Here is a 23,712-nt window from a genome sequence, read left to right on the forward strand (position 1 = left end):
CGCCGCGCGCGAACTGCCATGGCCCGTACGGCCGGCCGCCCCCGCCCCGGAACGGCAGCGTGGCGGGGAGCCTCTCCTCGGGGGTGAGAGGCGCCCCGCCACGGTGGTGGACGGTACGGGTGGCGCGGTGGGCGGGTACGGCCGGGGGCCGTCTGGCCGCGCACGAGCGGCGGTCGGCCGCTCAGCTCGGCAGGACGAGTCCGGAACCGCCGGCGATGCCCGGTCGGCCGGTCGGGGTGGCGGCGCCGTTCTGCTGGAGCCGGTCGACCAGCAGCGCGGCCAGGGTGCCGAGTTCCTCCTCGGTGCGGGACTGGGCGGTGACGTCCATGCCGACGGTGAGGACGCCGTTGACCTGGCCTGTGCGCGCGGCCCGCAGCGGGGTGCAGGTGAAGCTGAAGATCTGCTGGACGCGCTGCGCCTCGGGGCGGCCGGACTGGATCCGGACGTCGTTGAGGACGGTGACGCGACCGGTGTGGTACGCCTCCGCGACGGCCTGCTGGAGGCCGGCCGCGCCGAGCTGCGGGTAGGCGGTGCCGATCGAGCCGTACGCCACCGGGGCGCCGAAGGTGTCGGCGTGCTGGGCGTTGGCGTAGCGGATCTCCTGGCCGGGGCCGTCGGTCAGCATGATGGGGAACGGGGAGCCGTCGAAGGCGGCGAACATCTCCTGCTGCTGGGCGAGCAGGTTGTCGCGCAGCCGGATCTCGGAGAGCAGCGCCTCGGCGAGGTGCTGGATGTCGCGCAGCCGCTCGCGCCCCCACTGCCGGGGTTCCCGGTCGAGGACGCAGACGGTGCCGATGACGGTGTTGGTGTCGTCGACGAGCGGGGCGCCGAGGTAGGCCCGGACGCCGAGTTCGTCCACGACCGGGTTCCCGGCGAACCGGGGGTAGGCGAGGATGTCGTCCAGTGCGAGGGGTGAGCGCTGGGCGACCACGTGCGGGCAGAAGCCGTGGCTCATCGGCATCTGACGGGTGGGAAGGTCGAAGGCGATGCCCCGGTCCGCCCAGGAAGCGCCTTCGTCGGCGGCGACGTCGCCGGAGTTTGGCGGAATGTAGAGCCCCCGGAACATCTGGCGCTCGTCGTTGATGAAGTTGACCATCGCGATGGGAGCCCGGGTGATGCTGGCTGCCAAGTGAGCGAAGCGGTCGAAGGCCTCGTCCGCGGAGGGTTCGTTGAGACCCAGGCTGCGCAGCCTGCGAGTCCGCTCGGACTCCCCGGCAGCACCCGGGAACTGGCCTTGAGTGCTCATCACATCAGTCATGGCGCACATGTAATCAGACATCCGGGCGCCGCGGTGTTACCGGGACCGATCGCCGCCGTTGCTGATGAACAGTCAAAGCAGCAGTTGAGCGACCCCCTGGCCGGTCACCGAGGAGAGGAAGGTCAGTCCCCACCCGAGGCCGTGACAAAACCCGCCACCGGTCGGGTGGGCCGAATTCCGCCAATCCAAGATCAACTATGTGTGGACCCCATGTGCACATATGACAATGAGCCCTGCCGAAGACACGGACGGTAGTCCCCCGGTTTCCACGGGAGACCCCGACCCAAGGTCCGCATGCACCGATGGCCTCGAAGCGATCGGCACCGCCACACCCCACACCCCCACCGACCTGGGGGGACGGCCGGAGCGGCATCTACGGCGCGAACGGAGGCACGTCACCACTGGGATGAGAGGACCAAGCATGACGATGGACTACTTCACCGACGAACGACACGAGAGCCTCCGGGCGGAGGTGCGTGAGTTCGCGGAGAAGGAGGTGCGTCCTCAGGTGGCCAGAATGGAGGCGGACCGGGAGATCGAGTTCGAACTCTCGCGGGAGATCGCCCGTCGCGGCTGGATCGGCGTCACGATCCCGCGCGAGTTCGGAGGCCTGGGCCTGGGGCACCTCGCCAAGACCATCATCGTGGAGGAGCTGGCCCGGGTCAGCGGTGCGATGGGCGCGATGGCCCAGGCCTCGCAGCTCGGCGTCGCCAAGGTCATCCACTTCGGCTCGACCTCCCAACGGCGCGAGTGGCTGCCGAAATTCGCCTCCGGTGAGTGCCTGCCGACGATCGCGGTCACCGAGCCGGAGTCCGGCGGCCATGTGCTCGGCATGGGCGGCACCGCCCGCCGCGAAGGCGACGAGTACGTCCTCAACGGCCGCAAGGTGTTCGTCGGCAACTCCCACATCGGCGACGTCCACGGCGTCGTCCTCCGCACCGACCGGGGCAGCAAGGGGCTGTCCGCCTTCCTGGTCGAGAGCGACCGTCCCGGCTTCCGCGCCGGCACCATCGGCACCCAGGGCGGCCTGCACGGCTTCAGCTTCGGCGAGCTGGTCTTCGAGGACTGCCGCATCCCCGTCGGCAACCGGCTCGCCGAGGAGGGCCAGGGCCTCGACGTCGCCTACTCCTCCTCCACCCTGTACGGCCGGCTCAACCTGGGCGCCGTCGCCCTCGGCATCCACGTCGCCGTGGTGGAGGACACCGTGCGCTACGCCGAGGAGCGGGTGCTCTACGGCAAGCAGATCAACCAGCTGAACAGCATCGCGCTGAAGCTCGGCGAGATGCAGTCCCGGCTGATGACGGCCAAGTTGGCCGCCTACCACGCCTCGCACCTGCTCGACCACGGCAAGGCCTGCGACGCCGAGCTGATGAACGCCAAGCTGATCAACACCGAATACGCGATGGACTCGGCGCGCCAGGCGATGGAGATCTTCGCCGCCCGCGGCACCCAGGAGGAGCACAACATCATCCGCTACCTCCGCGACGCCACCCACATCTACGCCCCGGCCGGCACCTCGGACGTGCAGAAGCTGCGGCTCGGACAGGTGGCGGCGGGCACCTACGGCAAGCAGTGGTCGGCCGAGCTGTCCGAACTGACCAGCTGGGCCTGGACCGAGCTCAACCAGCGCGAATCGCAGGCGCCGGCGACGGACCGGCGCTACGGACGCGGCGCCCAGCTCGGGCAGGGCGGCCGGGGCGCCCGGGTGGTGCCGATCTCCGCCGCGAGCTGACGCCCGACTGCCGGGAACCGCCGCCCGGTCGGTGGCGAACTTTCGGCATGATGACCGTTTGACCCGTTCCTTTTGACCTGTTCCTGGCGGCTCCCCCGGAAGGCCCACCCGGCCTACCGGGGGCCGCTCCCGCTTCACGACGGCCGCGCTGAGCTGCGGCGATCCGTCGGCGAACACTCCGACCGGAACCGACCGGTCCTGCCATCAGCCGTTCACATATCGTCAGTTGATGTTGCGATGAGGGCACCTGGGACTGATAGGTTTCCTGCCGTCGACGGCCGCACTGAACCCCGCCCGGACGGTGACACCGCGTCACCCCGTCCGGCAACCCCGGCCTCGGCGCCCTGAAGCCCGGTCCGGGCAGCCCGGGCCGACCCGCCGTTCGGCCCCGAGACCCGGCCTGCACCTCGGCCCTGCAACAAGGAATCAGATGCCAGGCATATCGGCCCCCCGCACGGGCCACCGCGCCGGCCGGTCCGGCTCCCTCCGCAGCTCGCTCCTCGCCCTCGTGCTGGTCCCCAGCCTGGGCCTGGCCGCCGCCTGGGGCTACGCCGCCTACCTGCTGCGCGACGCCGGACACCGCACCGCGCTGACGGCCGGCACCGCCGTCGTCGCCCTGGTGCTGCTGGTCAGCCTGGTCCGCGGCATCCGGGCCGCCCGCGCCCTTTCCGCCCGGCTGGCCGCACTGCGCACCGACACCCTCGCCCTCGCCCAACGGGAGATCCCCGGGGTCGTCGGGCGGCTGCGCGCCGGGGAGCCGGTGCCCACCCCGCCCACCTGGACGCCCTCCCGGCGGACCGGCGACGAAGTCCAGCAGACCTCCGACGGCCTGGCCGCCGTCCGGCAGGCCGCCGTCGCCGCCATCGTCCACCAGGCCCAGGGGCGCGAGGGGACGAAGAAGGTCTTCCTCAACATCGCCCGCCGCACCCAGATCCTGATCCACCGGCAGATCAGCATGCTCGACGCGCTGGAGCGCGAGCACGAGGAACCCGAGCTGCTGCGCGAGCTGTTCGCCGTCGACCACCTGGCCACCCGGATGCGGCGCAACGCCGAGAACCTGGTCATCCTCGGCGGCGCGCTGCCCGCCCGGCGCTGGCGCAACGCCGTGCCCGTGGTCAACGTGCTGCGCAGCGCCGTCTCCGAGACCGAGAACTACGCCCGGGTCGTCGTCCAGGGCGTGCCGCGCGCCTCGCTCAGCGGACAGGCCGTCGCCGACGTGATCCACCTGGTCGCCGAGCTGATCGAGAACGGCACCACCTTCTCCCCGCCGTACACCCAGGTGCAGGTCTCCGCGCAGGAGGTCCCCAAGGGCCTGGCGGTCGAGGTGGAGGACCGCGGCCTCGGCATGACCGAGGACGAGTACGAGCGGCTCAACGAGTACCTGGCCAACCCGCCCGAGCTGGACGTCTCCGCGCTCGGCGACGACCTGCGGCTCGGCCTGTTCGTCGTCGCGCGGCTGGCCGCCCGGCACGACATCCAGGTCACCCTGCGGCCCTCGCCGTACGGCGGCACCCGGGCCGTGGTGCTGGTGCCCGCGGTGCTGCTGGAGCAGGCCGAACAGCCCGCCGCGGTGCCCGGACTGCCGTCCGGTGCGCGGGTCACCCGCACCCCGGTGCCCGAACCGCGCTCGTCGGGCGGGGACTTCGATGCCGTCGACGAGGAGCTGACGGGCGCGCTCGCCGGGGTGCTCAGCGGGTTGACCGGGGGCGCGCCGGCCGACGATGCCGGCGCCCCCGGGGTGCCCCCGGTCGGCCCCGGCGCCCCCGACGCGGCGGATGGCGGGCTGATCATCGGTGAGCTGCTCGCGCGGAAGGACGGCGAGGGCGACGGAGCCCTCCCCGACGACGCCGGGCTGCCGGTCGGCGCCCAGATCCCCGGGCTGCCCGGCGCCGTGGTGGTCCCCCGGCCCGCGCTGCCGCGTCCGTACGACCTGCCGACCGGTCCGTCGGCAGAGCTCGCCGCGCAGCTCGGTGCCGTGCACGGCTCGGACGGCGCGCTCGCCTCGGATGACGCGGATGGTTCGCCCGCCGCGCATGCCTCGGTTGCCTCGCCCGTCGCGCACGCCTCTCATGCTTCCCGTGCCTCGACCGGCTCGTCCGTCGAGCACGCCGCCGACGCCGCCGGTGATGCCGCTGCCGGCCTCACCGCCGGCCTGCCGGCGGACGTCCCTCCCAGCCACGAACGCCCGCAGGAGGACCACGTGGAGCACGGCCCGGACGGCGAACTGCGCACCCCGCGGGTCCTGCCGCAGCGGGTCCGCAACGCCAGCCTCGCCGAGCAGCTCCGCGAGGCCAACGCGCCCGGCGCGCTGATGTCCCCCGCCGCCCCGGCGCCGTCCCTCTCCCCGTCCCCGCGGTCGGCCCCGCCCTCCGCGTCCGCGCCGTACGGGGCCCCCGCCGCCCCGACCGGACCGCGGTTCGGCGAGGCCGACGACCCCTCGCCGGCGCGCTCCCGCGCCACCATGGCCGCCATCCAGCGCGGCACCCGGAGCGCCCGCGCGGCCGGTACCGGACCGGACGCGCCCGCCATTGCCCCCAACCCGGCCGCAGCCTCCGCCCCCGGGGAAGCCGCGGAAGCCTCCGCCGTTCAGGAAGCCAAGGAACAGCAGTGATGACGCAGCAGACCGAAGCCCAGCGCGACCTCAACTGGCTGCTGGACCAGCTGGTGGCGCGGGTGCCCGAGACCCGGCACGCCATCGTCCTCTCCGAGGACGGCCTTCTGGTCGGCATGGACCAGGGGCTCGACCGGGCCGACGCCGAGCACCTGTCCGCCGTCGCCTCCGGCCTGCAGAGCCTGGCCCGCGGCGCCGGGCACCGCTTCAACGGCGGACGGGTCCGGCAGACCGTGGTCGAGATGGACCAGCTGTTCCTGTTCGTCACCACCGCCGGACAGGGCGCCCGGCTCGCCGTCCTCACCAGTGAGCAGGTGGACGCCGGGCTGATGGCCTACGAGATCAACATGCTGGTCAAGCAGGTCGGCCAGTACCTCACCGCGGCGCCGCGCAGCGACGCGGGCCAGACCGGCGCGGGTGGCGGTGCGTGACCGCCGCCGACGCCGACGAGGGCTGGTTCTACGACAAGGACGCCGGCCACCTGGTCCGTCCCTACGCGATCACCAACGGGCGCACCGGCCCGGTCCGTGACGGCTTCGCGCTGATCACCCTGGTGGTCACCGCCGACCCGCGCACCGACACCAGCCGGTTAACCCCCGAGCCCGCCGCGATCCTCGACCTGTGCCGCGAACGCCCGCTGGCCGTGGCCGAGATCGCAGCCACCATGGACCTGCCGGTGAGCGTGGTCAAGGTGCTGCTGGACGACCTGGCGGAGGCCCGGCTGATCCTCACCCGGGCCCCGGTCGCGCTCGCCGAGGCCCCGGACATCTCGCTCATCCAGGCCGTGATCGAGGGCGTCCGCAGACTCTGACCGGCTCCCCCGGCCGGACCGTCCGCCCTCCCCGCACCATCCCAGTTCCCTTCCAGGAGACCCGAATTGACGACCCAGAGCCTGGTGCCGGGCGCGGTCAAGATCCTCGTCGCCGGCGGCTTCGGCGTCGGGAAGACCACCATGGTCGGCTCGGTCAGCGAGATCGAACCACTGCAGACCGAGGAGCGGATGACCCGCGCCAGCATCGGGGTCGACAGCCTCGAAGGCATCCAGGGCAAGTCCACCACCACCGTGGCGATGGACTTCGGGCGGATCACCGTCCGTGAGGACCTGGTGCTCTACCTCTTCGGCACCCCGGGGCAGTTCCGGTTCTGGTTCATGTGGGACGACCTCGCCCTCGGCGCCCTCGGCGCGATCATCCTCGCCGACACCCGGCGGCTCGAATCCAGCTTCGCCGCCGTGGACTTCTTCGAGCAGCGCGGCATCCCCTTCGCCATCGGGGTCAACTGCTTCCACGGCCGCCGCGAGGCCACCCCGGAGGACGTCCGCCGGGCGCTCGACCTCGGGCCGGAGGTGCCGGTGGTGCTGTGCGACGTCCGGGAGCGGGCGTCCAGCAAGGAGCTGCTGCTCGCCCTGCTCGACCGGGTGCACCGGGACGCGCTGGCCGCCGGGCGGCGGTGAGGCGCTGCCCGGTGCGGCGGGGAGCGGCACGGCGGGGCGCTGCCCCGGCGCCTCCCGGTGAGGCGCTGCGCGGTGGAGCACTGCCGGGTGGACGGCCTTGGTGGGTTACGGCTTCGCCGGGGTGAGCTCGGCGAGCGCGTCCACCAGCGGCGCCAGTTCGGGCAGTTCCGCGGCCTGCGCCAGGGTCGCCTCCAGGGTGGCGTCGTGCACCGGGCGGGCCGCCTCCAGCAGGGCACGGCCCTCCGGCGTCAGCTCGGTGTAGATGCCGCGCCGGTCGTCCGCGCAGAGGTAGCGGCTGAGCAGGCCGCGGTCCTCCAGGCGGCTCACCAGGCGGGTGGTCGCACTGCTGCTCAGCGCCGCCGCGCGGGCCAGCTGCTGCATCCGCATGTGCCAGCCGTCCTGCCGGGACAGCGCCTCCAGCACCGTGTACTCGACCACCGAGAGCTTGTGCTCCGCCTGGAGCGCCTTCTCCAGCGCGGCGTCGATCAGCCCGTGCAGTGCGGCAAGCGTCCGCCAGCCACCGGCCCGGACCTCGGCCGCGTCGTCGCGGATGGACATGGCGCGCCTTCCCTTCGTCTTCGGCCGTACCTCTGGGCCCTGTACGTCCTGTGCTGTCTCCCCTCCCCCAAGTATGCCAGTTGGCGCGGATTATCGGTCTTTGCAAATACTTCGACTTATACCTCGGCCGGCCCCACCCCCCTCCTCGGCTGCGGGCTCGTCGCCTTCCCAGGCGGGGGCCAGAGCGCGGCCGCCAATGCCTCGGTGTACTCGGCGGCCGCCAGCCAGGAGGTGGCGGAGGCGTCGTGGTCGTCCGGGACGATCCGGCCGAACACGTCGCGCCGCTGGTCCCCCGCGGCCGCCCGGAGCGCGTCCAGCAGGCTCGGCGGCGGTGGCCGGCCCGGCGGCACGCAGCAGGGTACGGTCCGCCGCCGCTGACACCGTCGCCGCCGTCGCCGCGCTCGGGGCAGGATCAGCCGCCAGTCGTTGGCCTGCCGCGCCCTGATCCGGAACACCGGACGCTCCGGCACGATGACCGTCCCACCGCCGTCCGGATCCGGGCGGGCGGTGGCCAGGTCCGCCCGGATCGTGCGGTGGAGGTCCAGCCCGCCGCCCGGGCGCCGGGACGGACGCGGCACGCTGATTCCGGTCAGCGCCGGACGCAGCCTGGTCGCCAGCTCACGGCTCAACTCCTCGACCAGCCGCCGCACCAGCGGGCGCAGCCGGGCCACCCGGGCCTCGGGCAGGCCGACCGGGGCGACGCGCATCAGGGCCGCCCATCGCGACGCGAAAGCCCCCGCACGGCGTGCGCCGCCGCACCGACAGCGGGCTCGTCAGCCCAGCGGCGCCCGGGGCACGATGACCGGGGCGCCGTCGCCCGGCGCGGCCAGGACGTGGCTGTCGATGTCGTAGAGCGCCCGCACCAGCGGTGCGTCCACCACCTCCCGGGGCGGCCCGCAGACCACCACCGCGCCGTCCCGCAGGGCGACCAGCAGGTCGGCGTAGCGGGCGGCGGCCGCCAGGTCGTGCAGGACCATCACCACGGTGCGCCCGCCCGCTGCGACCTCCCGGACCAGCTCCAGCACCTCCACCGCGTGGCCGAGGTCGAGCGCGCTGGTCGGCTCGTCCAGCAGCACCACCGGGGCGTCCTGGGCGAGCACCATGGCGAGCCAGCAGCGCTGGCGCTGGCCGCCGGAGAGCTGGTCGAGGCGGCGGTCGGCGAGGCCGTCCACGCCGGTGGCGCGCAGGGCCTCGGCGGTGAGCCGCTCGTCCTCGGGCGACCACTGGCGGAACAGGCCCTGGTGCGGGTGGCGCCCGTAGCGGACCAGGCCGGCCACGGTGACCGCCTCGGGCGCCCGGGGGCTCTGCGGGAGCAGCGCGACCCGGTGGGCGGCCCGGCGCGGACTCAGCCGCCAAATGTCCTCACCGCCGACCAGGATCCGCCCGCCGTCGGGCCGGTGCAGCCGGGCCACCGTCCGCAGCAGGGTGGACTTGCCGCAGCCGTTCGGGCCGACCACCGCCACCACCCGCCCGGCGGGCACGGTGAGGTCGATGCCGCCGAGCACCGGACGCCCCGGCCGGTACCCGGCAGTGACCCCCTGGATCGTCAATTCCATGTCGCACTCCACCGGTTCGAGCCGTTGGTCAGGATCCGGAGAGCGCCTTGCCGAAGTCGCCGATGACGACGTCGGCCGCCAGCGGGCCGCCCCGGGTGGACCACACCGAACCGTCCACGGTGACGGTGCGGCCGTTCTTCACCGCGTTCAACTGCTGGTAGGCGGGCTTGGACTGGACGTCCTTGAGCGCGGCCTTGCCGTCGTCGGTGAGGGTGGACAGGAACAGCCAGTCGCCGTCGATCTCGGAGAGCTTCTCCAGACTGAGCGCCGGGCTGTGGGCGTTGCCGTCCTTGTCCTGGGCGGCCGGGCGGGCGAGGCCCATGTCGAGGGCGACGCCACTGGCGAACTGCTTCTTCTCCATCCAGCTCGGGCCGGTGGGGTTCCAGCGGACGATGGAGACGGCGGCGCCCTTGTTCTTGCCGAGGTCGGCGCCGGCCTTGACGGCCTTGGCCTGGTAGTCGCCGACGACCTCGTCGGCCCGGTCGAGCTTGTTGACGGCGTTCCCGATACCCCGGAAGGCGAGCTTCCAGTCGTCGGTGGGCGCCATGGTGACCAGGGTGGCGGGGGTGATCTCGCGCAGCTGCTTGAGCACCTGCTCGTCCTGCATGTCACCGGCCAGGATGAGGTCGGGCTTGGCGGCGATCACCTTGTCCATCACCGGCTGCAGCAGGTTGCCGACCACCGGCACGCCCTGGACCTTGTCCTTGAGGTACGCGGGCGGCTCGTCGAGGCCCTGCCCGTTGGTGATGCCGACCGGCTTGACGCCGAGCGCGAGCACCGCGTCGAGGTCCTCCTGGGTGAGGGTGACGACCCGCCGGGGCTCGGCCGGGACCTCGACGGCCCTGCCGGTGGCGTCCTTGACGGTACGCTTGCCGCCGTTGGCCGCGTCCGCCGCGCTGCCCGGGGCGGCGGACGCGGAGTCCGAGGAGCCTCCGGAGTTCGTCTTGGACCCGGAGGGGCCGCAGCCCGCCAGCAAGAGGGCGGCCGCCCCGGTGAGGGCCAGCGCCCGGGCCGCGTGGCGGCGGGTCGGGCGGAGCGGGCTCTGGGCGTACGGCATGGATGCCTCCGGGGCGGGGGTGGTACGGGAGTTGGGTGGCGTCCGGGCAGCCGGGTGCGGCGGCGGTGCCCCACGGGACGTCCGGTTCGTTAGGTTAGCCTTACCTTATGACATCGTCGCAAGCGGGCGTCCACGAAGCGCCCGCCGCCACCGCGCCCGACGCCCCTCCCCCAGCCCCACCGGCCCGCCACCGCAGCGCCTGGCCGGTCGCCGCCGGGGTGGTCGCGGCGCTGCTCGCGCTCACCGCGCTCTCGCTGTCGGTCGGCGCCGGCGAGGTCGGACCCGCACGGGTGCTGGACTACCTGCTCAACCGCCACGGCGCCCGCGCCGACGGCCGGCTCGCCCTGGTCGTCGGCGAACTGCGACTGCCCCGCACCCTCACCGCCCTGCTGGTCGGCGCCGCCCTCGGCGTGGCCGGCGCCCAACTCCAGTCCGTCACCCGCAATCCACTGGCCGAGACCGGCCTGCTCGGCGTCAACGCGGGCGCCTCGCTCGGGGTCGTGCTCGGCATCGCCGTACTCGGCGTGCAGACCTCCTACGGCTACCTCGCCTTCGCCTTCGGCGGCGCCGTCCTCGCCAGCACCCTGGTCCTGCTGATCGCGGGCAGCCGGGGCGGCGGCTCCCCCGTGCGACTGGTCCTCGGCGGCTCCGCCGTCGGCGCCACCTTCGGCGGCATCACCGGCGTGCTCATAGTCAACTCGCCTGAGGCATACGACCGTTACCGGGTCTGGGTGCTCGGCTCGCTGGCCGGCGTGGAGGGCTGGACGACGCTGCGCCAGCTCGCCCCCGTCCTCGGCGCGGGCTTCCTGCTCGCCCTGCTCACCACCCGGCCGCTCACCGCCCTCGCCCTCGGCGACGACCTCGCCCGCGGCCTCGGCCACCGCCCCGGCGCCACCCGCGCGGCCGTCGCCGTCGCCGTCACCCTGCTCACTGCCTCCGCCGTCGCCCTGGCCGGGCCGATCTCCTTCCTCGGCCTGCTCGCCGGCTTCCTGGCCCGCGCCCTCGCCGGGCCCCGGATCGGCCGACTCACCCTGCTCGCCGGGCTGTTCGGCGCCGCCGTGCTCACCGGCGCGGACGTCCTCGCCCGGGTCGTGGCCCGGCCCTTCGAGGCGCCGGTGTCGGTGATCGTCGCCCTGGTCGGCGCCCCCGCGCTGATCGCCATCGTCCGCTCCCGCCGCTCCGCCGCACTGGCGCTCATCGACCCGGCCGCCGACGCCCCACCCGTCCAGCGCTCCGAACCGCGCCTGTTGCGCCAGGACTTGGCACTGCGCCACGGCTCCTGGTCACTACTCGTCCCGCGCCGGCCACTGCTCGCCGGCATCGCCCTGGCCGCCGCGCTGCTCGCCGCCGTGGTCGTCTCCGCCCACGCCGGACAGAGCGAGCTCGGCCTCGGCCGAACCTTCCAGGCCGTGTTCGGCTACGGCGACCGGCTGGACGTGCTACTGGTGCAGAAGTTCCGGCTCGGCCGGATCGTCGCCGGACTCGCCGCCGGCGCCGCCCTCGGACTGGCCGGCTGCCTCACCCAGACCCTCGCCCGCAACCGACTGGCCACCCCCGAACTCCTCGGCGTCAACGACGGCGCCACCGCCGCCGTGCTGATCTCCGTCACCGCCTCCGGCACCTTCGGCTCCTGGTGGGCCGGACCGCTCGGCGCGCTGGCCGCCGTCCTGGTGGTCACCCTGGTCGCCGGAGGGCTCGGCGCGCGCGGCCACCGGGTGCTGGTGGTCGGGCTCGCCATGTCGGCCCTGGCCTCGGCGGTCATCCAGGTCGCACTGGCCCGGCGCTCGCTCAACTCGGCGGGCTCGCTGTACGTCTGGACCTCCGGCAGCCTCAACGGACGTGACTACGCGACCGCCGCGCACGTCCTGGTCGGGCTCGCGGTCCTGGTGCCGCTCGCCCTGGTGGTGGCCCGCCGACTGGCGGTGCTGCGCTTCGACGACAGCGTGGCCGCCTCGCTCGGCGTCGACCCCGGCCGGGTCCGGCTGCTCTGCCTGCTGCTGGCCGTCGCGCTCGCCGGGCTCGCCGTCGGCGTCTGCGGGCCGGTCGGCTTCGTGGCACTCGCCGCCCCCGTGATCGCCGCCCGACTGGCCGGGCCCACCCGCGTCCCGGTGCTCGGCTCGGCCCTGACCGGCGCGCTGCTCGTCGTGCTCGCGGACACCCTGGGACGGGTGCTGATCGGCGGGGTGGAGATCCCGGTCGGCATCGTCAGCACCGTGCTCGGCGGGCCCTTCCTGCTCTGGATCCTGCTCGCCCGCCGCACCAACTGATGAGGATGTGAAGGACGTTGAAGGCCTTTCCACTGATCGGACCCGACCCCGACGACCCCGCGTACCGGCTGGTCACCTTCGTCCACGAGGAAGATGAGGGAGCCGACGGGGACGACTGCGACGGCGTGCTCGCCCTACTGCACACCGTCACCGACAAGGACCGGCACGCCGGCGACCTCACCCCCCACCTGATGGAACGCCGCAACGGCCGCTGGGAACTCACCTACCGGCTGCGCGCCGACCACCGCGCCTCCTACCAGTTCTACCCCTTCCACGGCCCGCCCCCCGGCACCACCCGGGCCGACTGGCTGCACGTCCTCGACCACGCCCGCCCCGACCGGCACGACACCGAACCCCGGCTCCCGGCCCGCGACGGCCGCCACCCCTCCTCGGTGCTCAGCCTGCCGCAGGCGCCCGCCCAGCCGTACGTCCGGCGGCGCCCGGGCGTGCCGCGCGGGCGGACCGTCCCGCACACCGTCGCCGGGCGGCGGGTCGACGTCCACCTCCCCGCGGGTCACGGCACCGGGCCGCATCCGGTCGCGGTGCTGCTGGACGGCGAGATGTGGGGCGAGGTGCTGTCCGTCGGCGACACCCTCGACAACCTGACGGCGGACGGCGCGATCCCGCCCACGGTCACCCTGCTCGTCCACACCATGGGACCGGGCCGGCCTGCCGACCTCGGCTGCAACCCGGCCTTCGTCGACCTGCTCGCCGACCGCCTCCTCCCCTGGGCCGAAACGGAGTTCGACGCCGCCACCGACCCGCGCCGCACCGTCATCGCCGGCCAGAGCGCCGGCGGCCTCACCGCCGCCTTCGCCGCCTTCCACCGCCCGGAGCGGTTCGGCAACGCGCTCTCCCAGTCCGGCTCCTTCTGGTGGCCGGACGGCACCGAGTCCGGCGCCGGCAGCGAATGGCTGACCCGCCGGTTCGCCGCCGAACCCCGCCGCGAGGCCCGCTTCCACCTCGAAGTCGGCCTCCAGGAATGGCTGCTGCTCGCCCAGAACCGGCACCTGCGGGACGTCCTCACCGCCCGGGCGTACGACGTCCACTACCGCGAGTTCAACGGCGGCCACGACTACGCCTGTTGGCGCGGCGGCCTGGCCGACGGGCTCGCCCACCTGCTGGGCTGACCGACAGCCCGCTCCGCCACCCGAGCAGCCGAGGGGCCCCGGCCGCCGCAACCGCGACCGGGGCCCCTCGGGCCGGGCTACTTCTGCTTGATCGCCGAGATGTCGAACTCCAGCACGACCTTGTCGCCGACCAGCACGCCACCGCCCTCCAGCGCCGCGTTCCAGGTCACCCCGAACTCCTTGCGGCTGATCGTCGCCGAACCCTCCAGGCCCACGCGCAGGTTGCCGTACGGGTCGACGGCGTTGCCGGTGTATTCGAAGTCGATGCTCACCGAGCGGGTGGTGTCCTTGATGGTGAGGTCACCGGTCACCCGGTACTCGGTGTCGGACTTCACCTCGACCGAGGTGGAACGGAAGGTGATCTCGGGGAAGTTCGGCGCGTCCAGGAAGTCATTGGTCCGCAGGTGCTGGTCGCGCTGCTCCACCCCGGAGTCGATGCTCTCCACCTTGATCACCACCTGGCCGGTCGATCGCGACGGGTCGCCGCCGTCCAGGTGGGCGCTGCCCTCGAACTGCCCGAACGAGCCCCGGACCTTGGTCACCATGGCGTGACGCGCGACGAAGCCGATCCGGGAGTGCGCGGGGTCGAGGACGTAGTCCCCGGTGAGCTCGGGGAGCGAAACGGTCATGGGGTACCTCCGAGTCGGCTTGGATCCTGGCGTCAGTCTGCAACGTGTCAGCCCAATGCAGTACCCCCCGCCCGCCGCGCGGCACCACCCCGCCAAGTTCCCGCCAACGGGCGAAGGCCGGTCAGTCCCGGTAGGTGACGAGCCTCGCGAGGTCCAGCTCGAAGCCGAACGGCGCGGGGATGCGGATGGTCTCGCCGAACTCCCGCTCGGTCCGGGTGTGGTAGCGGTCGCGGTTGGGGTCGGAGAACAGCGTGACCGTCTTCTGCCGTGGGTCGATGATCAGATAGAGCGGAAAGCCCATCCTCGGGTAGTCACGCAGCTTTCCCGTCCAGTCGTTCTCCGGATTGCCCTCCGGCAGGGCCCGTCGGGCCTCTTCGAGAAGACGGTAGCGCTCGGGGTTCATGTGACCTCCTCCAGTGCTCCGGCCACCGTACGACAGTAGGGCCAGGCGGGAGGTGGGCTCCCGCCTGGCCGGATGTGTCGCGGCTCAGGCGCTACGCGGCAGCCGGAGGGCCAGGGGGGTGCCGGCGGCGATCAGGGTGGCCGCGAGGGCGAGGGCGAGGCGGTAGGGGGTGGGGGCGGGGCCGTCGGTGAGGGCGCCGATCAGGGCGGCGGTGGCGGCGATACCGAGGGCGCCGCCGAGGGTGCGGAGGATGGTGAACAGGGCCATCGCCCGGCCCAGCGCAGGGGGCGGGACGTCGGCGAAGCCGGCGATCTGGACGGTGATCACGGCGTTGCCCAGCACCAGTCCGACGGCGAACATCAACGCCCTGACGGCCCAGGGATTCTCGGCGAAGCCGAGAGCGGCGAGGACCGTCGCGGCCAGCAGCAGGGCGGGCAGCGCGAGGCGGCGCGGGCCGAGCCGGGGCAGCAGGCGGTCGACCACCTGGGAGGCGGCCAGCAGGCCGATCGCCTCCGGGAAGACGCTCAGCCCGGCGTCCAACGCCGTCGCGCCGCGAACGGCTTGGTGGAGCAGCGGGACGACGAACAGGGCGCCCATCAGTCCGGCCGAGGTGAGCAGGGCGAGCCAGCCCGCCGCGCCGTAGGACCGCTCGGCGAGCAGGCGCAGGTCCACCAGCGGTGCGGAGGAACGGAGTTGGTTCCGCACCGCGAGGCCGAGCAGCGCCGCCCCGGCGAGTCCGCCGAGCCAGACCGCCGGGGCGGACCAGCCGTGGGCGGGCCCGAAGCCGAGGGCGTAGGTGAGCAGGCCGAGGCCGGGGGTGGCGAGCAGGAAGCCGCGGGTGTCGAAGCGGGCGGCCGGGCGTTCCGGCTCGCTCCGCAGCGCGAGCAGGCCGATGGTGACGGCGGCGATCCCGATCGGCAGGTTGACCAGGAACAGCCAGTGCCAGGAGAGGTGTTCGGTGAGGAAGCCGCCGAGCGGGGGCCCGAGGGCGGGCATCAGGGCGGTCGGCACGATCAGGATCCGGCCCAGCCGCGGACGCTCCTGCGGCTCGAAGGCACGGAACAGCAGCGTCATGCCGACCGGGGTGAGCAGTCCGCCGGCCACGCCCTGGCCGGCGCGGGCGGTGGCCAGCGCGCCGAGGCCGGGGGCGGCGGCACACAGGGCGGAGGCGAGGGTGAAGGCGGCGAGCGCGCCGAGGAACACCCGCTTCACGCCGTACCGGTCGCCGAGCCAGCCGGCCACCGGCAGACCGAGGGCGAGGCCGACCAGGAAGGCCGTCTCGACGGCGTTGGCCGCGGCGACGGGTCGGCCGAAGTCCTCGGCAATGCGGTAGAGCGCGGGGTTGACGATGGTGGAGTCGAGGCCGTTCATGCACATCGCGGCGGTGTGGACGACGACCACGGCGGCGCGCCCCGCGAGCAGGGGGCGCGCCGGGGACTCGACGGCCGGAGGGGTCACAGGTCGGTCCAGTGCGCTGTGATCCAGGCGAGTGCGTCGGGTCGCTCGCAGGGGCCGTGGGCGACGCCCCAGCCAGCCGGGACGGCGGCGAAGGCGGGCCACAGGGAGTGCTGGCCCTGATCGTTGACGAGGGCCAGGAACTCGCCGTCGGCGTCGAAGGGGTTGGCGGGGGCGTCACTCATCGGAGGACCTCTCCAGGTGGTCGGCGATCACGCGGGCGATGTGCGCGATGGGGGCGGGCAGGGTCATGTCCTTGTGGGAGCAGGCCACGTCGGTGTTGTCGATCCGGCCGGACACGTAGGGGGCCCAGAGTCCGGGCACCAGGGAGTCGTCGACGGTGTCGACGGTGGCGCGGAAGAACAGCACGTCGCCGTCGTAGCGGCGGTGGTCGTAGCCGCGCACCAGGTGGTTGGTGTTGAGGTAGATCTCGTTGAGCGCGCTGACGGTGGCCCGGTCGAGCCCGGCCAGCGGGCTGCCCTCGCGTCCCAACAGCGCGATCACGGCGTCGAGTTCCAGCGGCTGCCGGTCGAGGTCGGCCGGGCCGAAGCCCCCCATGGTGAGCAGGGCCTCCAGGGCCTCGGCCTGGTCGGGGACGGGCAGCTCGCGGAAGCCCTCGGCCGGGTAGGCGTCCAGGACGGCGAGCAACTCGACGCGCTCGCCGAGCTCCTGGAGTCGGACGGCCACCGCGTGGGCGATGATCCCGCCGGTGGACCAGCCGAGCAGCCGGTACGGCCCCTCGGGCTGGACCTCGCGCAGGCGGTCGGCGTAGTGCGCGGCCAGGTCCTCCAGGGTGGCGGGCAGCGGTTCGCCGGCGGTGGCGGCGCCGACGCCCTGGGCCTGGAGGCCGTAGATCGGCACGTCGGCCGGGAGGTGACGGATCAGGCCGGTGTAGCACCAGCTCAGGCCGCCCGCCGGATGGACGGCGAACAGCGGGGCGCGCCGTCCGGGGGCGGTGGGCCGTAGCGGCAGCAGGACGTCCAGCGCGTCGGCGTCGCGGGCGCCGTCCGACAGCGCCGCGTCGAGGGCGGCCACGCTGGGCGCCTGGAACAGGGTGCCGATGCCGACGTCCAGGCCGAGCACCTCACGGATCCGGCCGGCCAGCCGGACCACCAGCAGGGAGTGCCCGCCGAGCGCGAAGAAGTCGTCTTCGACCCCGACCGCCGCCAACCCCAGGACTTCGGCGAAGAGTTGGCAGAGCTGCTGCTCGCGCGGGCTGCGCGGCGGGCGGCTGGATCCGGCGGCCGGGGCGTCGGGGGCGGGCAGGGCACGGCGGTCGAGCTTGCCGTTGGCGGTCAGCGGCAGCCGGTCGAGCAGCACCACGGCGGCGGGCACCATGTGGGCGGGCAGTCCGGCGGCGGCGTGGGCGCGCACGTCCTCGGGCGTGGCGTCGGCGGCGACGATGTAGCCGACCAGTCGCTTGTCGCCGGGGGCGTCCTCGCGGACCATCACGGCGGCGTCGGCGACCGCCGGGTGGGCAGCCAACACGGCCTCGATCTCGCCGAGTTCGATCCGGAAGCCGCGCAGCTTGACCTGCTGGTCGGCGCGGCCGAAGTACTCCAGGACGCCGTCGGGGCGGCGGCGGGCGAGGTCGCCGGAGCGGTACATCCGGGTGCCGGGCTCGTCGAAGAGTCCGGCGTACGGGTCGGCGACGAAGCGTGTGGCGGTGAGGTCGGGGCGGCCGAGGTAGCCGCGGGCCAGTCCGGCCCCGGCCACGTACATCTCGCCGGTGACGCCGGGCGGGACGGGCTGGAGGTGCTGGTCGAGGACGTAGACCCGCAGGTCGGGGATGTTGACGCCGATGGTGCTGCTGCTGGTGGCGGCGGCGCTCGCCCGGTCGAGGGCGATGTGGGAGACGTGCACGGTGGTCTCGGTGATGCCGTACATGTTGACCAGGGTGGGCGCGTCCTGCGGGTGCCGGGAGTACCAGTCGTCGAGGCGGCCGAGTTCGAGCGCCTCGCCGCCGAACACCACGTAGCGCAGGGCGAGTTCGGTGCCGGGGCGGTCCCGGTCGGCGGCGCTGAGCTGGTAGAAGGCGGACGGCGTCTGGTTGAGCACGGTGACGCGTTCGCGGGCGAGCAGGTCGAGGAAGGCGGCCGGGTCGCGGCTGACCAGGTGCGGGACGACGACCAGGCGGCCGCCGTGCAGCAGGGCGCCCCACAGCTCCCAGACCGAGAAGTCGAAGGCGTAGGAGTGGAAGAGGGTCCAGACGTCCTGGGCGCCGAAGCCGAACCAGTGGTCGGTGGAGCTGAACAGCCGGGCCACGTTGCGGTGGGTGACGGGCACGCCCTTGGGACGGCCGGTGGAGCCGGAGGTGTAGATGACGTAGGCGGTGTCGTCGGGGCGCAGCGGACGGGTGCGCTCGTGCTGGGCCAGCGGGGTGGCCGGGAAGTCCGCCGACTCCGCGCCGTCGACCAGGAGTCGGGGTACCGCGTGGGCGGGCAGCCGGGGCGCGGTGGCCCGGTCGGTGAGCAGGGCGGCGGGGGTGGCGTCGGCCAGCATGTAGGCGAGGCGGTCGGCCGGGTAGTCCGGGTCCAGCGGGAGGTAGGCGGCGCCGGACTTGGCCACCGCGAGCAGGGCGACGACCAGCTCGACCGAACGGGGCAGGGCGAGGGCGACGATGGTTCCGGGGCCGGTGCCGTGGGCGGCCAACAGCCGGGCCAGCCGGTCGGCGCGGGCGGCGAGTTCGGTGTAGTCGAGCCGTTCCTCCGCGCAACTGACGGCGGTGGCCGTCGGGTTGGCGGCGGCGGCCGCCTCGAACAGCTCCGGCAGGGTGGCGGTCGGGGAGGCGGGCGACGAGCCGGTCGGGACGGCGGTCGGCGCGGCGCTGGGGACGGCGGTCGGCGCGGTGTCCGCCGGGGTGCCGTTCCACTCCACCAGGGCGCGGTGGCGCTCCTCGGCGCTGATCAGCGGGAGTCGGCCGATCGGAGTGTCCGGGGCGTCGGCGGCGGCGGTGAGCAGTCGGGTGAGTCGGTCCCCGAGCCCGGCCACGGTGGCGGCGTCGAAGAGGTCGGTGCGGTACTCCAGGAAGCCGCCGATGCCGCCGCCGGGCAGCTCCCCGGCGTTCAGGGTGAGGTCGAACTTGGCGGTGCCGCTGGGGATCGCGGCGATCTCGGCGGTCAGGCCGCCACCCAGGGCGGTGGGCCGGTCGGCGCGGCTCTGCCAGGCGAGCATCACCTGGAACAGCGGGTGCCGGGCGAGCGAGCGGGCCGGGTTGAGCTCCTCGACCAGCCGGTCGAAGGGCAGGTCGGCGTGCTCGTGCGCGGCCAGGACGGTGCCGCGCACCCGCTGGAGCAGCTCGCGGAAGCTCGGGTCGCCGGAGGTGTCGGTCCGCAGGACCACGGAGTTGACGAAGTAGCCGACGAGCGCGGCGGTCTGCTCGTCCTCGCGGCCGGCCAGCGACGTGCCGATGGGGATGTCCGTGCCGCAGCCGTGCCGGGTGAGCAGGGCGGCGAGGCCCGCTTGGACGGCCATGAAGACGGTGCCGCCGGCGGCACGGGCCAGCCCGGCGAGGGCGGCGTGCGCCCCGGCTCCGAGGGCGAAGGGCACGGTGGCGCCGTCGTGGCCAGCCACGGCCGGGCGGGGGCGGTCGGTGGGCAGGTCCAGCTGGTCGGGCTGCCCGGCGAGGGCGGCGCGCCAGTGCTCGGTCTGCCGAACGGCGAGCGGGGTGGGCGCCTCGGCGGTGCCGAGCAGCTGCCGCTGCCTGGCCACGTGGTCGGCGAACTGGACGGCCGGCGGCTCCTGTCGGGGTGTGTGACCGGCGAGCCGGGCGGTGTAGGCGGCGGCGAGGTCGCGCAGCAGCGGGGTGGTGGAGGCGCCGTCGCTCGCGATGTGGTGGAGCAGCAGGAGCAGGGTGTGCCGCTCGGGGCCGTGGGTGAACAGCGTTGCCCGCAGCGGTGGTTCGGCGCCGAGGTCGAAGGCGTACCGGACGGCCTCGGCCACGTCGCCGTCGCCGTCGCCGTCCCCGTCGCTGCCGCTGCCGCTGCCGCTGCCGCTGTGGTGGAGTTCGATCGGGGCTGCGGGCAGGATGCGCTGGTACGGGGTCCCGTTCGGCTCCTCGCCGTAGACCGTGCGCAGGATTTCGTGCCGGGCTGTGAGGTCGCCGAGGGCGAGGGTGAGGGCGGCGCGGTCGAGCGGGCCGGTGAGGGTGAGGGCGAGCGGGATGTTGTAGGTGGGGGTGGGGCCTTCGAGGCGGTGCAGGAACCAGAGGCCGCGCTGGGCGGGCGAGAGCGGGAGACGCTCGGTGCGGGGTACCGGCACCAGCGCGGGGCGCTGCTCGGGCGCCGGACCGCCGCCCTGGAGCAGGGTGGCGAGGGCGGCCGGGGTCGGGTGGCGGAACACGTCGGCGAAGGCGACCGGCGCGGCGAAGGTCTCACGCAGCCGGGCGGCCAGTCGGCCGGCCAGCAGGGAGTGCCCGCCGAGGTCGAAGAAGGAGTCCTCCCGCCCGGGGGCGGCGGGCAGGCCGAGGACGTCGGCGAACAGCCCGCAGACCAGTTCCTCCCGCGGGGTGGCGGCGGCCGCGCCGGGGGTTGGGGCGGCGGGCTCCGGGAGGGCGCGGTGGTCGAGCTTGTCGTGGGCGGTGCGCGGCAGTTCGTCCAGCAGCAGGACGGCCGCCGGGACCAGGTGGGCGGGCAGCCGGACGGCGAGCGCGGCGCGCAGCTCCTCCGGGTCGGGCGCGTCACCGGTGGCGGGGACGACGTAGCCGAGCAGTCGCTTGCCCTGCGGTCCGGGCCGGGCGATCACCACCGCCCGGGCCACACCCGGGAGCTGGGTGAGCGCGGCGGCGATCTCGCCGGGCTCGATCCGGAAGCCGCGGATCTTCACCTGGCCGTCGGCCCGACCGAGGAACTCCAGGGTGCCGTCGGGGCGGCGGCGGGCGAGGTCGCCGGTGCGGTACATCCGCTCACCGGACGGGCCGAAGGGGTCGGCGAGGAAGCGTTCGGCGGTGAGGTCGGGACGGCCGAGGTAGCCGCGGGCCAGGCAGGCGCCGGCCACGTACAGTTCGCCGGTGACACCGTCGGGGGCGGGGCGCAGCGAGCCGTCCAGGACGTAGGCGCGGGAGCCGCGCACCACCCGGCCGGCCGGGGCGCCGTCCGGGCCCGGGGTCCAGGCGTAGGCGTCGACGGTGGTCTCGGTGGGGCCGTAGAGGTCGATCGGGTGCAGGCCGGGGACGGCGGCCAGCCGCTGCCAGAGGGCGGGCGGGGTGGCTTCGCCGCCGACCGCGAGGACCGAAGGGCGGTGCCGGTCCTCGTCCAACGCGCCTTCGGTGATCAGGACTTCGAGGTAGGAGGGGGTGAGGTCGAGGTAGTCGATGCGCTCCCGGTGGAGGTGGGCGGCGAGCGCGGCCGGGTCGCGGTAGGTGGCGTCGTCCAGCAGGTGGAGTTCGTGGCCGTGGACCATCCACAGCACCGGGTCCCAGGAGGCGTCGAAGGCGAAGGACGCGCTGTGGGCGATGCGCAGCCGGTCGCGGCCGGTGCGGCGGAGGGCGGGGGCGATGTGGTCCTCGCCGTGGCCGGCGTGCAGGTTGGCGAGCGCGGCGTGGGTGACGATCACGCCCTTGGGGCGACCGGTGGAGCCCGAGGTGTGCAACACGTAGGCGGCGTCGTGGAGTCGGGGCGGCGGCGGGGCGGTGTCCGGCGCGCCGTCGGCGTCCGGCTCGCGCCCGGCGTCCGGCGTGCCGTCGGCGTCCGCCGACGGCCGGACGGTGGGCAGGCCGGGCGGCAGGTCGAGGGCGGTGAGCGCGTCGGGGGTGCCGAGAGCGCAGACCGGGCGGGCGTCGGCCAGCACGGCGGCGAGCCGCTGCCGGGGGTGGGTCAGGTCGAGGCTGACGCAGGCGCCGCCGGCCTTGAGCACGGCGAGCATCGCGACCAAGGTGTCGGCGCTGCGCGGCAGGGCGAGTGCGACGGGTGCGCCGGCCCGGACGCCGAGGGCGGTCAGACGGTGGGCGAGACGGTTGGACCGGCGCTCCAGCTCGGCGAAGGTGAGGGCGGCCGGACCGCAACGGACCGCGACGGCGTCCGGGGTGCGGGCGGCCTGGGCGGAGAACAGCTCGGGCACGGTCCGCTCGACCGGCGGCTCGGCGCGGCCCTCGGTGGCCCGGCGAAGGGCGTCGGCGTCCAGCAGGTCGATCCGGCCGATCGGCGTCCGCGGGTCGGTGAGCAACTGCTCGGCGAGGGCGTCGAGGTAGCGCAGCAAGCCGTCCCGGTGGGTGGCGAGCGAGCCGGCGCCATGACGGGCCGGGTCGGCGTCGAACGCCAGCCTCAGGGCGCCGTCGGGGCCGGGTGAGACGTTGACGGCGAGGTCGTCCACGGGTCCGGCGGCGAGGTTGCGAACCACGCCGGGCAGGCCGGCCAGGTCGAGGTCGGCCTCGAAGGCCTTGATGTTGACCATCGGTCCGAACAGGGCGCGGCGCCCACCGGTCAGGCCTAGGTCGCGGCGCAGGTCCTCCAGGGGGTAGCGCTGGTGGCGGCGGGCGGTGCGCAGGGCACGGACCACCCGGTGCAGCAGCTCCTCGGCGGAGTCGGCGGGGCGGACGGCGAGGCGCAGCGGGAGGACGTTGGCGGTGGCGACGGGCGTGCGCAGGGCGGCCGGGCCGCGGCGGTTGGCCAGCGGCAGGCCGAGCACGACGTCCTCGGCGCCGGTCAGGCGGTGCAGGTAGCCGGCGGTGGCGGCAAGCAGGAGTTCGGCCCAGGTGGCTCGGACGGCGGTGGCCGCGCGCTCCAGGCGCTCCCGAGCGCCGGCGGGCAGGGTGGCGGTGACGCGCAGCGGGGCCGACGCGCCGCCCGGGCCGTCGGCCGGAGTACCGGTACCGGTCAGGGCGGCGGGCGTGCCCGGCAGGGCGGCGCGCGCGCTGAGCACGGTGACAGGGGCCTCGGCGCCGGCGAGGTGGGCGGTCCAGTGGGCGCGGTCGGCCGTGTAGTCGCCGCCCGCGCGGTAGGCGGCTTCCTCGGCGGCGGCTTCGGCGAGGCCCACGAAGGGGCTGGGGCCGGGTCCGGTGCCGCTGGTGTGCGCGGTGTAGTGGGCGGCGACGCGCTCGCCGAGGAGTGTCAACGCGTAGGCGTCGACCGCGAGATGGTGGATCCGGCGGTACCAGAGCCGGCGGTCGTCGGAGAGCCGGATGAGGGCCTGGGTGAACAGCGGGCCGGTGGCGAGGTCGGCCGGGCGGGCGAGGTCGGCGCGCATCCAGGCCTCGGCCTCGGCGTCCGGGTCGTGGGCGGCGCGCAGGTCGAGGCGGTGCAGCGGCCAGTGGGGGGCGTCGGGGTTCGGCCGCTGGTGCGGGGTGCCGTCCGGGCCGGCGACCACGACCACGCCGAGCACCTCGGCCTCGTCCACCGTCTGCCGCAGGGCCGCCTCGAACGCGTCCTCGTCGAGCCGTCCGGTGATCTCGACGGCGTCGCCGGTGTTGTAGACCGGGCTGGCCGGGTCGAGCGACTGGCCGTACCAGACGGCGGCCTGGGCAGCGAGCAGCGGGACGTCGGCGGGCCGCGCCCCGGTGGGCTGGTGATCGGCGGGGTGCGTTTCGACGGCAGGCATGGTGCGGAGAGCTCCTCGGGGATCCGGAACGCCTTACTTAGGTTAGCCTAACCTAAGTTCATGTGACCTG

At 74.5% G+C, this 23,712-nt stretch carries 17 protein-coding genes; 7 read left to right on the forward strand and 10 right to left on the reverse strand.

Annotated features, from left to right (window positions below; translation table 11 throughout):
* Nucleotides 1-181 precede the first annotated feature (181 nt).
* Nucleotides 182-1,258 carry a GAF domain-containing protein gene (locus tag ACZ7BZ_RS06895; RefSeq protein ID WP_470357447.1) on the reverse strand — a complete coding sequence of 359 codons (1,077 nt, stop codon included), beginning with the start codon at nt 1,256-1,258 and terminating at the stop codon, nt 182-184.
* 421 nt (nt 1,259-1,679) lie between these two features.
* Between ACZ7BZ_RS06895 and ACZ7BZ_RS06900 the strand changes: the two genes are divergently transcribed.
* The 5 genes from ACZ7BZ_RS06900 (at nt 1,680) to ACZ7BZ_RS06920 (ending at nt 7,054) form a co-directional block, all read left to right on the forward strand.
* Entirely contained in the window at nt 1,680-2,990 is a 1,311-nt protein-coding gene (locus ACZ7BZ_RS06900) for an acyl-CoA dehydrogenase family protein (protein WP_470357448.1), read from the forward strand.
* Nucleotides 2,991-3,420: 430 nt separating this feature from the next.
* A complete protein-coding gene (locus tag ACZ7BZ_RS06905; RefSeq protein ID WP_470357449.1) occupies nt 3,421-5,601 on the forward strand; it encodes a sensor histidine kinase in 2,181 nt (726 codons plus the stop codon).
* Complete coding sequence (locus tag ACZ7BZ_RS06910) at nt 5,601-6,032, forward strand: roadblock/LC7 domain-containing protein (RefSeq protein WP_470357450.1); 432 nt, start codon at nt 5,601-5,603, stop codon at nt 6,030-6,032. Before ACZ7BZ_RS06905 ends, ACZ7BZ_RS06910 begins: the two co-directional genes overlap by 1 nt.
* The gene (locus ACZ7BZ_RS06915; protein WP_188307852.1) at nt 6,029-6,412 is read left to right on the forward strand and encodes a DUF742 domain-containing protein; all 384 of its coding nucleotides are present in this window, start codon (nt 6,029-6,031) and stop codon (nt 6,410-6,412) included. The genes ACZ7BZ_RS06910 and ACZ7BZ_RS06915 overlap by 4 nt, the downstream gene beginning before the upstream one ends.
* Nucleotides 6,413-6,478: 66 nt before the next feature.
* Complete coding sequence (locus tag ACZ7BZ_RS06920) at nt 6,479-7,054, forward strand: GTP-binding protein (RefSeq protein ID WP_380463163.1); 576 nt, start codon at nt 6,479-6,481, stop codon at nt 7,052-7,054.
* A 105-nt stretch (nt 7,055-7,159) separates the two neighbouring features.
* Here ACZ7BZ_RS06920 and ACZ7BZ_RS06925 read toward each other — a convergent pair whose 3' ends face one another.
* The 4 genes from ACZ7BZ_RS06925 to ACZ7BZ_RS06940 form a co-directional block, all read right to left on the reverse strand.
* Nucleotides 7,160-7,612 carry a MarR family winged helix-turn-helix transcriptional regulator gene (locus ACZ7BZ_RS06925; protein WP_470357451.1) on the reverse strand — a complete coding sequence of 151 codons (453 nt, stop codon included), beginning with the start codon at nt 7,610-7,612 and terminating at the stop codon, nt 7,160-7,162.
* Between the two features lie 116 nt (nt 7,613-7,728).
* Entirely contained in the window at nt 7,729-8,319 is a 591-nt protein-coding gene (locus tag ACZ7BZ_RS06930) for a VWA domain-containing protein (protein ID WP_470357452.1), read from the reverse strand.
* A gap of 66 nt (nt 8,320-8,385) precedes the next feature.
* On the reverse strand, nt 8,386-9,168 hold the full coding sequence (locus tag ACZ7BZ_RS06935) for an ABC transporter ATP-binding protein (RefSeq protein WP_470357453.1): 783 nt from the start codon (nt 9,166-9,168) through the stop codon (nt 8,386-8,388).
* A gap of 28 nt (nt 9,169-9,196) precedes the next feature.
* Nucleotides 9,197-10,225 carry an ABC transporter substrate-binding protein gene (locus ACZ7BZ_RS06940; protein ID WP_470357454.1) on the reverse strand — a complete coding sequence of 343 codons (1,029 nt, stop codon included), beginning with the start codon at nt 10,223-10,225 and terminating at the stop codon, nt 9,197-9,199.
* A gap of 107 nt (nt 10,226-10,332) precedes the next feature.
* Here ACZ7BZ_RS06940 and fhuB point away from each other — a divergent pair, with 107 nt between their 5' ends.
* Both fhuB and fes read left to right on the forward strand, forming a co-directional pair.
* Nucleotides 10,333-12,492 carry a Fe(3+)-hydroxamate ABC transporter permease FhuB gene (gene fhuB / locus ACZ7BZ_RS06945; RefSeq protein ID WP_470357455.1) on the forward strand — a complete coding sequence of 720 codons (2,160 nt, stop codon included), beginning with the start codon at nt 10,333-10,335 and terminating at the stop codon, nt 12,490-12,492.
* Between the two features lie 17 nt (nt 12,493-12,509).
* Nucleotides 12,510-13,622, forward strand: a complete 1,113-nt coding sequence (gene fes, locus ACZ7BZ_RS06950; RefSeq protein ID WP_470357456.1) for an enterochelin esterase — start codon at nt 12,510-12,512, stop codon at nt 13,620-13,622.
* Between the two features lie 77 nt (nt 13,623-13,699).
* Here the strand turns inward: fes and ACZ7BZ_RS06955 are convergent, their stop codons facing one another.
* From ACZ7BZ_RS06955 to ACZ7BZ_RS06975, 5 genes are all read right to left on the reverse strand, one after another.
* Nucleotides 13,700-14,251 carry a YceI family protein gene (locus tag ACZ7BZ_RS06955; RefSeq protein WP_470357457.1) on the reverse strand — a complete coding sequence of 184 codons (552 nt, stop codon included), beginning with the start codon at nt 14,249-14,251 and terminating at the stop codon, nt 13,700-13,702.
* 121 nt (nt 14,252-14,372) lie between these two features.
* Nucleotides 14,373-14,654, reverse strand: a complete 282-nt coding sequence (locus ACZ7BZ_RS06960; RefSeq protein ID WP_470357458.1) for a Uma2 family endonuclease — start codon at nt 14,652-14,654, stop codon at nt 14,373-14,375.
* Nucleotides 14,655-14,738: 84 nt separating this feature from the next.
* On the reverse strand, nt 14,739-16,112 hold the full coding sequence (locus tag ACZ7BZ_RS06965; protein WP_470357459.1) for a DHA2 family efflux MFS transporter permease subunit: 1,374 nt from the start codon (nt 16,110-16,112) through the stop codon (nt 14,739-14,741).
* Nucleotides 16,109-16,294: an MbtH family protein gene (locus ACZ7BZ_RS06970; RefSeq protein WP_470357460.1), complete on the reverse strand. Its 186-nt coding sequence runs from the start codon at nt 16,292-16,294 to the stop codon at nt 16,109-16,111. Before ACZ7BZ_RS06970 ends, ACZ7BZ_RS06965 begins: the two co-directional genes overlap by 4 nt.
* Entirely contained in the window at nt 16,287-23,642 is a 7,356-nt protein-coding gene (locus ACZ7BZ_RS06975) for an amino acid adenylation domain-containing protein (protein WP_470357461.1), read from the reverse strand. The genes ACZ7BZ_RS06970 and ACZ7BZ_RS06975 overlap by 8 nt, the downstream gene beginning before the upstream one ends.
* Between the last annotated feature and the right edge of the window lie 70 nt (nt 23,643-23,712).

Source organism: Kitasatospora sp. NPDC036934 (genome assembly GCF_055608425.1).